Origin of the sequence: Pseudomonas sp. UBA6276, from assembly GCF_002438365.1 — a bacterium.
GTDB classification, from domain to species: Bacteria; Pseudomonadota; Gammaproteobacteria; order Pseudomonadales; family Pseudomonadaceae; genus Aquipseudomonas; species Aquipseudomonas coleopterorum.
In genome coordinates this window covers 16,184-31,046 of the sequence record NZ_DJUS01000035.1, presented here as the reverse complement: position 1 = coordinate 31,046, position 14,863 = coordinate 16,184, and the positions used below count along the sequence as shown (strand labels likewise).

At 59.5% G+C, this 14,863-nt stretch carries 6 protein-coding genes and 1 pseudogene; 4 read left to right on the top strand and 3 right to left on the bottom strand.

The genetic code is table 11. The features are described from left to right. Positions 1-453 precede the first annotated feature (453 nt). Together B2V21_RS21550 and B2V21_RS21545 are read left to right on the top strand one after the other, a co-directional pair. Positions 454-1,572 (top strand): annotated as a pseudogene (locus B2V21_RS21550) (methyl-accepting chemotaxis protein); the annotation flags it as partial. Beyond that, positions 1,555-2,427: a methyl-accepting chemotaxis protein gene (locus B2V21_RS21545; RefSeq protein WP_414708351.1), complete on the top strand. Its 873-nt coding sequence runs from the start codon at positions 1,555-1,557 to the stop codon at positions 2,425-2,427. The pseudogene B2V21_RS21550 and the gene B2V21_RS21545, both read left to right, overlap by 18 nt. A gap of 397 nt (positions 2,428-2,824) precedes the next feature. On the opposite strand, the gene B2V21_RS04130 is transcribed toward B2V21_RS21545, so the two are convergent. Then, positions 2,825-3,313 (bottom strand): CHC2 zinc finger domain-containing protein, encoded by a 489-nt coding sequence (locus B2V21_RS04130; protein WP_279626333.1) that lies wholly within the window; start codon positions 3,311-3,313, stop codon positions 2,825-2,827. A gap of 230 nt (positions 3,314-3,543) precedes the next feature. Between B2V21_RS04130 and B2V21_RS04125 the strand changes: the two genes are divergently transcribed. Together B2V21_RS04125 and B2V21_RS04120 are read left to right on the top strand one after the other, a co-directional pair. Continuing rightward, positions 3,544-3,945: a helix-turn-helix domain-containing protein gene (locus B2V21_RS04125; protein WP_208598873.1), complete on the top strand. Its 402-nt coding sequence runs from the start codon at positions 3,544-3,546 to the stop codon at positions 3,943-3,945. A 48-nt stretch (positions 3,946-3,993) separates the two neighbouring features. Beyond that, positions 3,994-4,593: an RNA 2'-phosphotransferase gene (locus tag B2V21_RS04120; RefSeq protein WP_090361867.1), complete on the top strand. Its 600-nt coding sequence runs from the start codon at positions 3,994-3,996 to the stop codon at positions 4,591-4,593. On the opposite strand, the gene B2V21_RS04115 is transcribed toward B2V21_RS04120, so the two are convergent. Both B2V21_RS04115 and B2V21_RS04110 read right to left on the bottom strand, forming a co-directional pair. After that, positions 4,542-4,988 (bottom strand): hypothetical protein, encoded by a 447-nt coding sequence (locus B2V21_RS04115; protein ID WP_286916094.1) that lies wholly within the window; start codon positions 4,986-4,988, stop codon positions 4,542-4,544. The genes B2V21_RS04120 and B2V21_RS04115 overlap by 52 nt on opposite strands. Further along, entirely contained in the window at positions 4,985-14,845 is a 9,861-nt protein-coding gene (locus B2V21_RS04110; RefSeq protein WP_286916093.1) for a DUF637 domain-containing protein, read from the bottom strand. Before B2V21_RS04110 ends, B2V21_RS04115 begins: the two co-directional genes overlap by 4 nt. Between the last annotated feature and the right edge of the window lie 18 nt (positions 14,846-14,863).

Sequence of the window (14,863 nt, the reverse complement as noted above, 5' to 3'; positions counted from 1 at the left end):
GCTAACCCCAGCTAACACAGCCCATTGATTTCCCAGCTAATCCCCGCTAACGTGTTGATTCTAAACGTCGACTTTTAGGACTCCGAAGGCAGGGGTCGTGGGTTCGATCCCGCCTAGTGCACCATCTTTTCCCTTCTGCAGTACCGCGCTGCGCTTCGTCGTCCGAAGCCCGTCTCCCCACGACCTTCGTCCCATCGATCATCCATCATGGTCGCTGCAGCATGCCTGCCTCCCGACACCAGCCCGCTTTGCCGACTCGACCTTTCGCTGCCCGCTGTGCATGAGCTTGGGGATACCTGTCTGGGATTGGGGGGTTCGCATTATTCAAAATCATCTTGAAATACTTACTTAGATAAATATCCTGAAAGTCAGTGAACTTTTTCAATACTTCGCAACATCAAGAATAAATACCTCTTTTAAAAATAGTTGTTAAAGATTTTCTGCTCCCAGCCGATGGCATTGACGCATCAATGGCATGGAGGAGCCGACTGGAAAACTAAAACATCTATTCGAGAGGCTTACATGTTTAACAATGCGTTGACCAACTTATCAGTCAGATCAAAGTTGGCACTGGGGTTCACGCTCGTGATCGTACTGACGATCCTGATCGCCCTGACGGGCTGGCGAGGCATCGCCTCCATGAGTGAGCGCAGCGAGCGCATCACCGACATTGCCAAGCTCAGCACCCTGACCCGAGACATGCGCATCGCCCGACTGGTCTATGGCCAGAACTCTGACGACGCCAACGCCGCGACCTGGCTGAAGGCCTACGAAAATCTCGATAACCACCTCGCCTACCTCAACAGCGTATTGAACTCCGAGCTAAATATCCCTCATGTGAAAGCGGCCATGGCGGCCATGAAGGAATACAAGGATCATTACAACAGCATCATCGCTGCCACCCGCGCGCGGGAAGCCAGCAGGGATGTCTTCGGCACTGCAGCCGATACCGCAGACGCCAAGTTGCGGCAGTTGAATGGGCGAGCCAATTCCATGGATGGCGACGCCGCGCAACGCGAAGCGGTGCAACGGGCTCTCATGCTGTTTCAAAAGATGCGCTTCGATGTGCGTGGGTACACCTACACCCTCAAACCCGAGGCACAACAGCTGGCCGCCGCCTCGATTACCGCAGCCTCCGATTACATGAAAAGCCTGACAAGTTCCGGCATCGACGCCTCCGCTGTCGCCAGCCTGGTGGACTCGATGAACGCCTATGGATCCGCCATCAACGGATTCTCGTCTTCACAAGCCACCATCAACCAAGGCCAGGCGGGGATCTCGAAGAACATCGAAGTCCTGCTCGGTTCGGCCAATCTACTGGCACAGAACCAGGTAGCCTTGCGCCTTGCAGACGTCGATCAAGCCAACCGCATGTTGATTCTCTGGCTCGTCGCCGCGCTTATCGCCAGCGTCCTGGCGGCCTGGATCATCACCCGAATGATCGTCATTCCACTGCGTGAAACACTGCAGCTGGCTGACCGCGTCGCCAATGGCGACCTGACCCACAATGAAGCCCCAACACGCAAGGATGAACTTGGCCTGCTGCAAACAAGCATGCACCGCATGACCTTGAACCTGCGCCAGCTGATCGGCGGCCTGCGCGATGGCGTCACCCAGATCGCGAGCGCTGCCGAGCAGCTTTCCGCCGTGACCGAGCAGACCAGCGCCGGAGTGAACAGCCAGCGCACTGAAACCGACCAGGTCGCCACGGCCATGAACCAGATGGCTGCCACCGTGCAGGAAGTTGCCCGCAATGCCGAGCAAGCTTCGAATGCCGCCGTCAGTGCCTCCCGAGAAGTGCGCGAAGGCGATGCCGTCGTTTCCAAGGCCGTCATTCAGATCGAAACACTTGCCACCGAGGTCGGGCGCTCCAAAGTTGCAATGGACGAGCTGAAACAGGAAAGCAACAAGATCGGTGGCGTGCTCGACGTGATCAAGGCAGTGGCCGAACAGACCAACCTGCTGGCCCTCAATGCCGCCATCGAAGCCGCACGCGCCGGTGAGGCCGGACGCGGCTTCGCCGTGGTCGCCGATGAAGTCCGCAGTCTTGCCCAGCGCACTCAGACTTCGACCGAAGAAATTGCGATCTTGATCGACGGTTTGCACAGCCGAACCGCACAAGTAGCGACCACCCTGGAAAACAGCCGCCTGCTGACCGATGACAGCGTTGCCTTAACCCGCGATGCAGGCACCTCCATAGGTAACATCAGCCGATCCATCACGACCATCGAATCGATGAACCAGCAGATAGCCGCCTCTGCCGAAGAGCAGAGCGCGGTGGCCGAGGAAATCAATCGCAGTGTGATCAACGTTCGGGACATCTCCGAGCAGACGGCTTCGGCGAGTGAGGAAACGGCATCGTCCAGCGTTGAGCTGGCACGACTGGGTGTGCATTTGCAGGGGCTGATGAGTAGGTTTGTGCTGTGATGTAGGGTTTGGAAGAACCGCAATTGTGTGAAGCCCCAAGTGAGCGCTTGGGGCTTGTTTGGGCAGTTACCTGAGTAATGCGCGACGTTAGTTTTATCTCTCGGTCAATCGCTCGCTTGAAGTACCAAAACGTCATGGCGTCGATCAGCGATTCACAGAGAATAATTTCTAGTCTGGCCAACAGCGCGGCTTCGTTCCAGACCCCGCGCAACGGCGTGGCGAAGTACAAATGCCGGGGCTGATTGTGCAGTTTGTTGTTCGGCTGCATACGCCGCCCGTAAAGCTGCATCACCCGCCCGGGCTGCTCTGGCTGGGCGCCGTCTTCCAGACCCAGTGCCGGCACGACCAGACAGCCGTTTAAATGTTCGTGCCCGGTAGAGCGCAAAACACCTAAATCTTACAGGTGCTGTCCCACCTGCCGACCGGCCTGAGTATGCCCGGCGGGCAAGCGGTAAGTCAGGGTTTTATTGGCATAACCAAGTTGAAAATGCTCGATCAACTCGGGATGGTTCAGGCCGCGAGACGCCAAATAGGCCACTGCTTCGGGGGATTGTTTGAAATTGGCGTGATAGAACTCTGCCACCGAACGCAGCAGCGCCGCGGCTTCAAGACCAGAAGAGCCCGCAGCTAAAGAAGGGAGGTGTCGAGCATGGCTGCGTGTCACACCGACTTTTTCCGTGTTCTCCAGCGGCGCATCGTTGCGCAGCAGTTGGACCGCGTGCGGCAACGACACGCCTTGAGTTTTCATCACCCAATCGATCACCGAACCTGCGGCCCCGCAGCCAAAGCAGTGATAGAGATTTTTCTCCTCGGAGACCGACAGGCTGGGCGTGCTTTCGTCATGAAACACGCAGCACATCACCCAATCCTTGCCGCGTTTTTTCAGCTCATGGCCCTGCTACTGGATCAGCCGAACCAGTGACACCTCACGTTTGAGGCGTTCCAGTTCGGCTTCGGGGATGCGGGCCATCAGGTTTTCTCCAAAAAGCTGTCAAGCGGGAAAAGCAAAAACAACGTGACGACAATCTACCACCAATAGTAGTATTTACAACAAACAGTAGTAAACGCTGGAATATGTTTATGGCTGTCCTGTTACAGTTCTCGTCGACGACAGCCATGAGCATCACCAGCGAAGAACGTGAATTTTTCATTGCCCTGGGCGAACGCATTGCCCGCCTGCGCAAAGAACACGGCATCACCCAAACCCAACTGGCTGAACGGCTGGGCGTGTCTCAACAGACTATCCAAGCCTATGAGTCCGGCAAGCGGCGTATCCAGGTAGCTGCGTTGCCAGAGCTGGCCCGGCTGCTTTCGACCACACTCGAAGATCTGTTTGGTCAGAAGCAGGAATCCACTGTGCGTAAGCGTGGTCCGGCTCCGAAATGGCAACAGCAACTGGAAGTCATCGACCAGCTACCTAAGAGCAAGAAGAAATTTGTTGCGCAGATGCTCGATGCCCTGATCGCTCGGGCCACGACCAAGGCGAGTAGTGAAGGAAGGGAAATTTCCAGTAAGTAAAAAGACTGCGACTAAATCCTGAAAATCGAAAATGCATGCAGGACAATCATGAATAACAAGCAACTGAACGAAACAAGCAAGTTTCTAAGCTATATTTTGCGCCATGAGCCTCACACTATCGGATTGCAACTCGACTCAGGAGGCTGGGCAGACATAAACTCTTTGATTACCGGCGCAGCGAAAGAAGGCCGCGTACTTAACCACGCAATAATTCAGACAGTAGTAAATAGCAGTGATAAGAAACGCTTTACCCTCTCCGACGATGGCCGGCGTATTCGAGCCGCGCAGGGACATTCAGCACCAGACGTAAACCTCCAACACATAGAGAAAGAACCGCCAGAATTCCTCTACCATGGCACTGCAACACGCTTTCTTGAATCTATTCTTCAGCAAGGATTGATTGCAGGTTCACGCTACCATGTGCATCTATCGCAAGAGACTCTGACGGCTATCGCTGTCGGACAGCGCTACGGTAAACCAGTGGTTCTGAAGATTGAATCCCTGCGGATGTACCAACAGGGATTTAAATTTTTTCAGGCTGAAAATAGTGTTTGGTTAACTGAAGCGGTTCCCGTTAATTTTATTTCAAAACAAAATCAACTGCCCGACAGTTCATTGGATAAAAATACATCTGCAGCCAGCACATGAAAAGCAAGATTCTCTGACAAAAACTGAATACTGAAATGCCTCAACTTCGGCGGTTCGTGACTCGACACGGAACGCCATGCTTTCAAGTTATTCCTTACCCATTCGGAGTCTATAAACTCGGTCAACTTACCAAGCCGAAACTCACCTGAATCACCCTCAAACTCAAAAATAGCACCTCCAGGGAATGGCTCCCGAATAAAGCATCGCACAGACTTGAACGCAATCTCCCGCCTTAAAGCCAGTACAACCTCTTCGCTATCAACTACAACTTCCTTCTCATACTCAATATCAAGTAGCACATCCGAGCCAACGGAGTGGAATGATACTCTTGACTCACCATATCCTGGCAGCCACTCATATGGATCTAGTATTAATTTTGGCTGACCTATCTTCATGGACGCACCGACTTTAATTGCTCTGCGCCTGTCGGCGGCAATTTGTTATTTTTTAACTGATCTGCTGCCAAATCATTGAATGTCTTACCTTGATAAGCCTCAACACCTGTCTGATTGCGCCCGAACCACTCACTTCGAGGGATAGCTGCCTGCTCAAGCGCGGTAGAAGTTCGCGTATTCAAAATAAGGCGAGTCCCATTCATATCTACATAATCAACGGGAAGCTGATTCGGCTTAATTGTCCCAGCCCTCAAAGCGCTTGCTAAGTCTTCAACTGTCTTGATCGGTGTGCCGGCCATCTCTGAGTATACCTTTTGCCCATCCTCACTAAAGGATCGATCAGACTTGATTTTATTTTGAGCAAAATTTGCTTCTGTTAACGTCCCTCTCTCCGCATTCGCAAGGATACCTGCGCCTTTCGCCCCCCCACCCGGCACCCCCTCCACCAGCACCGAACTTCCTGGCCCTGCCGCCAGCTTACCCGCTCCCTTGATCAACGCAACCTGCAACGCATACTTCGCCGCTGTGGTTCCGTAGTCCTTTATCGGGTTTACATCGCCTGGATAGGTTTGCGATGAAAACGAGTCCGCGACCCTTTGCCCTTGGGTGTATTCATAAGGTGCGAAGTAGTCCCGCGTAGCCTGTACGCCATCCAGGAATGAGGCAGCACCACCCACACCCGCCAACACCGGCAGCGCACAGCCGACTCCCGTTATGCATGCAGGCGTCGAGACGACGGCCAGGCCAAATCCGCTTGCCGCTCCTGCTGCGCCGGCCACTGCGCGGCCCACCGAGTTGCCCTTGCTGAGTATCGGGTCTTCGCGCAGCAGAGTGTCGTTCGCGGCGTCCCACCTCGAGTACTCTTCGAAAGCGCCGGACGCCCGCAGCGTTGCCAGTTCAGCACTGTACTGCGCGCCGGTTTTTTCCAGCTCCACAAAACGCTGGCGATTGGGATCGTCATCCGGCACGGAGGCGCTGCAATGAGTCATGGCACAGGCAGCGGCTGCAAGTCGGGCGGCATTTTGAGGGTCTGCTTTCTGCAACTCCTCTAATTTGAGGGTTTCCTTGTAGTGCAGTTGGCGGTTGTAGTTGTCCGCCATTTGCGCAACGTAGGCCGCTTTCCCGACATCGCCCTCACTGAGGCCTGCTGCCGTCAGTCCGACGATCTGTGAGAATGCGGCGCGCAGTTCAGGGTTGCTGTCGAACGTATTGTTCAGCACCTGTGCCATGGCCTGGCTCGCACCGGCCGCGACTGCGCCGGTCGAGAAGTCTCCGCCCATGGCGCTGGAAATCGCGCCCCCCATCAGCGCGTGCATTGCGACTCGGCCAGCGCCTCCCTCAGCCCACAGCGCCATGGTTGCCGGATCGTTGGCATCCTTGGCGGCTTGCCAATGGCTCTGTGCGTAGGAGCCAACGAAGTTGAACGCAGTGGCCGCTACGACATTGGTCGCCTGGCCGACCAGCCCCTGACCGAGGTTGTCGCCCAGACTGCCACCGTTTATGGTGGTGTTGATTGCCCCTGCCGCCACACCCTGGGCACCCGCGTGCAGCGCGAAACCTGCAACACCGTCCAGGGTGTTCAGGTCGAACCCTTTGGTGACGTTGTTCCAGTTGCTTGTCTTGCCTCCCAGGGCTGGATCGATAACGCCTTGGGTGACACCAGCCGTTGCGCCTGCCACAGCAGCATTTTTCAGGCCTTTGGCGCCGAAGGTATCTTTGGTGACGGCTTTCAAATTGCCTTTGTTGCTGATTGCACTGTTGGCTGCCGTTACTTCGAGGCTGACCAACGCAGCATTGGCAATTGCGGCAGTCGTGGTTCCAGCTGTGGCACCCACCAATGCAGCGCCAGCGCCGCCCGTTACTGCAGCCAGCAGAATTGCCAGTGCCAGCTGAGCACCTGCGCCCAAACCGGAATGTTCATACTTGAAGCTTTGGTGGATTTCCTCCACCTGCCGCCAGTCGATATTGCCTTGAGCTTGCGCCTGTTTGAGCCATGCCAGTTTTGGATCGGCGGCCACCATGGCGTCTACGGTCTGGGCCACCGTTTGCTTGTCGACTTTCTTGACATCGATGCTGATGGAGTTGGCGGCGTTGATAACCAACGCACCTTGCGCAACCAACTCACTCTGCCGCACCGTCTCATCTGTCCTGCCCTTGCCCCCCATGGACATCCAGGCAAGATCACTGCTGCTCTTCTCGTGGCTCTCCTGCTTGAGATCCTTCACACCTTCGAAATCAACGGCGCCGCCGCTGTCCAGGGTCAGGTCCTTGCCGCTTTCCAGTTTGGCGACCTGATACTTTTGATCGCCGCCGCTTTCCAGGGTGAGGTTGCCACCGGTCTTGATTTCGGTGCCCACGTTGGTAACGGTGGTCGTCTCGTCGCGCTGGGTCTGTTTGCTGCCCAGGCTGCCCTTTTTCTTTTTGTCGTAAAGAGAATAATCACTGTCTTGAGCGGCCAGCAGCTCCAGGTTTTCACCGGCGTACAGGTAGGCTTCGTCGCCTGCCGTGATACGGCTAGAGACCAGGGCCATGTCCTTGCCCGCCGTCAGGGCGATGTCGCCGCCTGCATCGAGCGAAGTGCCGATCTGGCTGACGTGATCTTCCTGTGCGGTGACCTTTTTGGTTTTGGAGTAGGTGTGCTGTTCGTCTGCCGCGGAACTCAGCGTGAGATCACCGACGGCTGCCATGGCGATGTTGCGTTTGGCGTCGATGTCGCTGGCAATGGCCGTCAGGTCACGACCGGCGGTGGCGATGACGTCCCGGCCTGCGGCAAGGCTGGAGCCGTGCTGGGTAATGGAACTGCTGTTGGCTTTGCGGCCGCGGTCATTGCTTTCAATCTGCTCGGCTGAAGCGAAGTTGATATCTCGACCGGCGGCCAGTGTCAGGTCGTTGCCAGCTTGCAACACCCCACCCACATCATTGACATCCCGCCCCGCCCACACGCTCAGATCATTCGCCGCCTCGATCCGAGCGGCCGTGTCCGCGAAGTCCCTGCGTTCGCTGCGGTGGCCGCTACTGCTTTGATGGCTGGTCACCGTGCGCTCGTTGATCACGTCGCCGTTGACGGCGGTCAGGCTGACGTCGCGACCGGTGATCACGCCACCGGCCTTGTTGACGAGGGTGTTGCCCGTCAGCAGGTCAAGTCGGCCGCCGGCCTGTACCAGGCCGCTGTTGACCAGGTTGTTGCCAGCGCTGGCGCTGAGGTTGTTGCTGGCTTTCAGGGTGCCTGCGTTGGTGAGGTCGTTACCGGAAACCAAGTTGACGTCGCGACCGGCGATCAACGCGCCGTCGGGGCCGAGGCGGTTGTTGGCCTGGGCCAGGTACAGCACGGGCACCAGCACGTTCTCGCCGTTGACCTTGTACTCTTCCAGCCAGACGATGTCGTGGGTCAGTGCTGCGACTTGCGCCGAGGTCAACGTGGTACCGACCGACAGGCCCAGTTGCTGCTTGCTGGCGATGGCGTTGTTCATCAGGTACTTGAACAGTGCTTCGTCGGAGTGCTGGCCGTCGATGAAGCGTTGGCCGGTACGGGCAACCAACGCCTGCTGGATCAGCTTCTGTTCGTAGAAGCCGTCGCCCAGGCGCTTGGCGCTTTCGTCCGGGTTGTAGCCCAGGCCTGCCAGCAGGTAGTCCGAGCTTAAGAATTGCTTGAGGTCGGTGAGTGCCGGATTGGTTTCAATCAGGTATTTGTGCGCCGGTGAGGTGCTCTGGGTTCCGGGCAGGCCTTGGACGCGGTTGATAGAGCCGGGTACGTGACCGTCCATTGCCTGATGAGAAGCGACTTGACCCTCCACCTGAACGGTACGGCCCTCGCTGGTGTCGGCGGTCTGGGTGCGCTGGGCTGCATCGATGCTCGCGCTGCCAATGGTCCAGCTATGCGGGGCGGCATCGGCCTGTTTGGCGGCGGTGTCCGTGGCGGCTAGGTCACTGAGACGGAACAGGCCATGTTCTCCACTGGGCAAGCTGAAGCCCGGCAGAGACAGCGGGTTGATCTGTTGCTGGGCGAGATCGGGAGGCAGCTGTGCGTCGAGACTGACTCGGGTACTGAAATCGCTGCCTGACGCACCGGTGTCGGTGCGGGCGCCGCTGCTGACGTAGTGGTAGTCGTTGCGTACCACGCTGTTGTCGAAGTTGTTCTGAGTAGTGATGTTGACGTCACCAACCGCCTGAATGACAGCCGCGTAGCGTTGATCACTGGTTGCCAGTTGCGTCACACGGGCGTACTGGGGAAGCTCGGTCTCCGTGTAGGCCAGGAAGTTGCTGATACCCGCTTCCAGACCGCTCAGGTTGTTGGCGTCGTAACGAGCGCCTTCAAGCCAGTACTGTTCGTTGAAAGCATTGGCTGCCCTGATCAGCCCGCGTCCGCCCCGCTGGCGGTTGGTGCGGAAGGTGCGCACGTATTCGGTGTCGCCCGTTTCGATGCCGCGGTTGAACAGGTTGGTGACCGAGGCGTTCAGGTTGCCGCCCGTGGCAATGGTGCTGCTCTGGTTGAGCAGGTCGCCGCCGTTGAAACTCAGGTTGCCGCCTGCGGTGATGCTCGATGCCTGGCTCGCTTGGGTGACTTCCAGCTTTTGGCGTTCCAGGACTTCGAAGACGAAATTGCGTTTGCCCGAACAGTCGCCAGCGTTGACGCCCTCGATACAGGCCACCTGGTAGATCTTGCCGGTGTAGATCCCGGCGTCATTGACGGTAAGCACTTCGCGCACGTTTTCGATGGTGCTGGCAGCCAGGCTCATGTTGCCGTCACTTTGCAGCGTCGAGGAGCTGTTGCGAATCAGGCTGGCGTGGCCGCCATTGTTGTCCCGATCGATGCGCAGATTGGCCAGGCTGTAGACGTCGGCGTAGCGGTTGGTGAAGGTGTCGACCTGCAAGCCCATGTCACCGCCGCTGAAGAGCAGTCCCCGCTCGTTGAGCAAGGCGCCGGTCTTGAGCGTGAGGGATCGGGCACTGCCGAGGGTGCCGTAGTTGTCGATGTTGCCGGCCGTAATCCCGGCGTCATCCACAGAGGTGATGCGGCCCCGATTGAGCAAGGTGCCGCCAACGCCCAGCTTCAAGCCAGCGCCGGAGGTGATGCTGGCCGGGGTCGCGAGTTGCAGCTGGGCGGCGTCGATCTGCAGGTTGCCTAGGCTGGTGACGCGGCCATTGCCCGCATAGGTACCGCTGAGCCCAAGCCAGAGGTCACCGTCACTGGCCAGCTTGCCGTCGTTGCTCCAGTTGACGCCTTCACCACGCAGGCTCTGCGAAGCGAGCAGCTGGCCGCTGGCGGTCTGGTGAAAGTTGCCGACCTTGATGGTCAGGCGCCCGGCTTGCAGCACGCCGCTGTTGGTCCAGCTGTCGGCATTGAGGGTGAGGCCACCACGGGTGACCAGGCTGCCTCCAGCGGCGGTGACGTTGGCGCTGGAGATATTGAATTCACCCAGACCTACGTGCAGCAGAGAGCCGTTGGTATTGCGGAAGCTGCCTGCGTCGACCGTCAGATCGGCGTTCGCCATCTCGATCACGCCACCCTGGTTATCCAGCACACCGCCCACGCGATACACCGAGGCGCCGTCCGTGCCGAGTGCGCGCAGGGTGCCGCCCTGGTTATCGAGGTTGGCCGCGGTGATGTCGAAGAAGGAGTCGCTTTCGATGATGCCGGAGCGGTTGATCAGCGTACCGCCCAGGGCAAAACGCACACGGCCGCCGGCAATCTGGCCGGCGTTGGTGAGGGTATTGGCGTTGACGTCGATCAGACCTTTTGCATACAGGCCGCCTGCGCTGTTGTTAAGGTCAGCGGTGGTGATGCTGGCGTCGCCACTCTGCGCGGCGATGCGGCCATTCTGGTTGTCGAGGCCGGCCAGGGCCAACAAGGTCAGGCGCTGGCCTTGCAGGGTGCCTTGAGCGTTGAGCAGGCTACCGGCCATGCGCGCTTCAAGAGCGCCGCGCAGGCTGGAAAGGATGCCGCCGCGGTTGTCCAGGCTCCCGGCGTTCAGTATCAGGTCGCCGTTCTGGGCGATGAGACGACCGTTGGCGTTGTTGATCGCGCCACGGGTGTGCAGCGTCAGGCCGGTCTGGCTCTGTACGGCACCCCCGCCGTTTTCCAGCTCAGCGGCGCTGAGGCTGACAGCGCCATTCTGGCTGTAGATCAAACCGTCGGCGCCGTTCTGTACGGTACCGCTGGCGTCCACGGTCAGTTGATCGAGCGCCGCCAGCGTGCCACGGTTGCGGTTGTCCAGGCTGCCGGTGAGCAGGCTCAGCAGACTTTTGCTGACCAGTTGCCCACCTTGGTTGTCGATGTGTGCAGCGCGCTGAATGCGCAGAGGGCCGCCGCTGGCGAATTTGCCTTGAGCGTTGATCAGGGTCCCCAGCAAGTCGAGCGTGATGCTGCCGTTGCTGGCCCATTGACCACTGGTATTGTCCAGTTGCGTACCGGTAAAGCTCAGGTCCTGCTGGCTGTTGACGGTCCCGGCGCGGTTGCTCAGATGCGTGGCTCGAACGGTCAGTTCTGCGCCGCTGTCGATCAGACCGCCCTCGCTGTTGTCGAGCGTGTCTTGCACGGTCAGGCTTTGCCCGGCGCCGCTGCTCAGAATGCCGCCTTGGCTGTTGTCCAGGCGGGCACTGTCGATGTCCAGACGTCCGGCACTGGCCAGCGCACCGGCGTTGCTGTTGAGCAGCGCCCCGCTCAGGTTGACTGCCAGGTTGCCGTCGCGGCTGGAAACGGTGCCGTTGTCGCGGTTGTCGAGGCTGCTGCCCTGCAGGTTCACACCTTGCCAGCCGGACAGCAGGCCATTGCGGTTGATGATGGCGCCGCTGATGACGGACAGCTGGCCGCTGCTGATGATCTTGCCAGCACGGTTGTCCAGCTGAGCACTGGTCAGGGTGTAGCTCTGGTTGCTGGAAATTTCGCCGTTGCGATTGTCGACGGCGCCGATGCGGTTGAAGGTCAAAGGGCCTTCGCCGTTGATCAAGCCAGCGCTGTTGTTCAGCGTGCCGCCGTTGAGATCCAGACGCACAGCGCGGTTGCCGAGCAACTGGCCGCCCTGGTTGTCGAGGTCGGCGCTGTGGATGTCCAGCATGACTGCCGCGTTGATCAGGCCATTGTTGCGGTTGAGCAGGCTGCCCTGGCTGGTCAGGTTCAGATCGCTGCGGCTGGTGAGCACGCCTTCGCTGTTGTCCAGGCTACCGGCCTGTACGCTGAGCGCGGCGGCGGCAATCTGGCCTTTGAGGTTGGCCAGGGCCCGCTCGATGTGCAGGGTCAGGGTCTGGTTGCTGAGCAGCTTGCCCGCGCTGTTGTCCAGGCTGCGGGCTTTGAGGGTGAAGGCCTGGCTGCTGGAGATTTCACCGCCCTGGTTGTACACCGCGCCGACGTTGCGCAAGGTCAGCTCCGGTGCGTTGAGCAGGCCTTCACGGTTGTCCAGGTCACCGCCGTTGAGGTCCAGCGTCAGGGCGCTGTTGCTGAAAAACTGCCCCGCCTGCGTGGCCAGCCCTTGCAGAGTGGCCGTCAGGGCGAACTGGCTGCCGATGCGGCCGCCGAGGTTGCTGACCTGCTGCGCGCTCAGATCGAGGGTGTTGGCACTGCTGACCTCCCCGCCATCGTTGTTGAACGCACCGGTCGTCAGCTTCACCGCACCCTTGCCGCTGATGCGGCCGCCCTGGCTGTTGTCCAGGCTGGCGCTGGAAAGGGTCAGGCCTTGATCGGTGACCAGTTCGCCACCGCGGTTCAAGATCAGGCCGCGGCTGTCCAGGGTTAGCAGGCCTGCACTGGACAGCTTGCCACCCGTGTTGTCGAGGCTGCCGACGTTCAGGTGCAACGCCCCCTCGCTGCTGATCAGACCTTTCTGGTTGAGGGCGGCACCGGTGAGCAGGAGATCGATGTTGCGCTGGCTGAGCAGGCGCCCACCGCTGTTGTCCAGGCTGTCTGCTCGCAGGTCGATACCGGCTTTGCCGGACAGCAGGCCTTTGGCGCGGTTGAGGACGTTGGCGTAGGCGAGGATCAGGCTGCCTCGGGCCAACACTTGGCCGGCATCGTCGTTGTCAAGTTGGCCACCGGACAGCTCGATGTCCGCCTCTGAAGACAATTCGCCGCCACGGTTGTCCAGGGTGTCGACGTGCACGTTCAACGCCTGGGTGGCCGCCACCAACCCGTTCTGGCGGTTGTCCAGGTGCGCGCCTGTGAGCAGCAGCGCACCCTGGGCGATCAGCTTGCCATTCTGGTTATCCAACCCCTCAGTGCGGACCTCGACGTCTTGCTGGCCGACGATCTCACCCTCGCGGTTGTCGATAGCACCTGCCTGCACCCGCAGCAGGGAGTCGCCGATCACGGTTCCGGCGCGGTTGTCGAACAGGCCGCTGGAGGTGATATCAACCGTGCCACGGCCGCTGAGCAGGCCTTGCTGGTTGTCCAGGTGGTCGACGACCAGTTGCAGGCTGCGGTCGCCTTGCAGGATGCCGGTGCGGTTGTCGCCGGTCACGGCGTTGACGCTCAGCTGGTTCTGGCTGGTGATGCGGCCCTGACGGTTGTCGAGATCTTTGGCGGTGACAGTGGCGCTCTCTGTCACCCTGATCTGGCCGCTGCGGTTGTCCAGATGGTCCGCGCGGGCCTCAAGGTTGGCGCCGCTCAGGGAGCCGTTGCGGTTATCGATGGCACCTGCGTTGACGACTTTCAGGTTACGGCTGGCGATCACGCTGTTGCGGTTGCTGAACGCTTGCGCCTCGAGGTGTACGTCACCGTGGGCATTGCGGCTGTTGTCCGCATTGACCCCGGCTTCGATGATGCCGCTGTTGGTCAACTGCCCGCCGCTGCTCAGGGTGATGCTGTCGCGGGCGGCCAGGTTGTTGCTTATGGTCAGGTTGCCACGGGTCTGCGCCCGCAACTGGCTGCCTGCGTAGACGGGGCCTTGGGCGTCCAGGCTTTGCGCCGTGACGTTTACGGCACCGCTGGCCGCCGCTTGGGCCAGGCTCAGGTGACCGTTGGCGTCGAGCTGGATGTCGCCGGCGCTGGCCGCCAGATGACCGGCCAGCTTCACCCCGACGCCGGCTTCGGTGCCCACCAGCTTGATCGCACCGGCGTACATGCCGCCCAGCGCGGAACTGTCGATGGCCAGTTGCGGCTTGGCCGAGCCGTCGTCGGCACGGGCGGTGGCCTGCAGAGTTGCGGCGTCGACATCGTTGCGACCCGCCACGATGGCGAGATTGCGCGCGTTGATCTGTGCATTGATCTGGGCCGAGCGGGTGATGATTTCGAAACCATCGACATTGCTGGCGTTCAGGCCCTGGCCGTCGATGGAGATCGCGCCGCCATCGACCTGATAGCGCTGCACCCGGCCGTTCTCGACGATCGGCTTGCCGGTAGTCAAGGTCACCTGCGGGGTGTTGATGAAACCGCAGCCGTTGCAGGTCATGCCATAGGGGTTGGCGACTATGACCTTGGCCGATTGTCCGGCGACTTCGGTATAGCCACGCAGCTGGCTGGGATTGCCGCCGGTGACTTCGTTGAGAATGACGTTGGCGGCGGAGCCTGCCAGGTTCGGATTGCCAACGATGATGCCGCCCAGTTGAGTGTTCTGGGTGCGGCCGGTGGCGTTGTTGAGGATCACGCCCTGGCTGCCGACGTTGTAATCCTTGTACTGGTTATGGGACAGACCGGTCGCATTGGGTGTCGCAATGTTGACGATCGGCACACCGTTGCCGGCCTGTTGCAGGTTGGTCCCCGAACCACTGACCACGATGCCTTCGGCTTGCGCCCACAGCGGTTGCCAGAACATGACGTTGGCCAGCAGCAACGCCAGCGCGCGCTTGGGCAAGCCGCAGAATTGCTCACGGGGCTGAATCCGGGCCGAAGTTTGTCGGGCCAGAAAAGCGAACTGGCGAACGTCCATGTCGATTACCTACTGAAA

Coding starts and splice junctions, on each gene's coding strand:
- B2V21_RS21545 (WP_414708351.1), top strand. CDS start 1,555: ATGCACCGCATGACCTTGAACCTGCGCCAGCTGATCGGCGGCCTGCGC.
- B2V21_RS04125 (WP_208598873.1), top strand. CDS start 3,544: ATGAGCATCACCAGCGAAGAACGTGAATTTTTCATTGCCCTGGGCGAA.
- B2V21_RS04120 (WP_090361867.1), top strand. CDS start 3,994: ATGAATAACAAGCAACTGAACGAAACAAGCAAGTTTCTAAGCTATATT.
- B2V21_RS04115 (WP_286916094.1), bottom strand. CDS start 4,988: ATGAAGATAGGTCAGCCAAAATTAATACTAGATCCATATGAGTGGCTG.
- B2V21_RS04110 (WP_286916093.1), bottom strand. CDS start 14,845: ATGGACGTTCGCCAGTTCGCTTTTCTGGCCCGACAAACTTCGGCCCGG.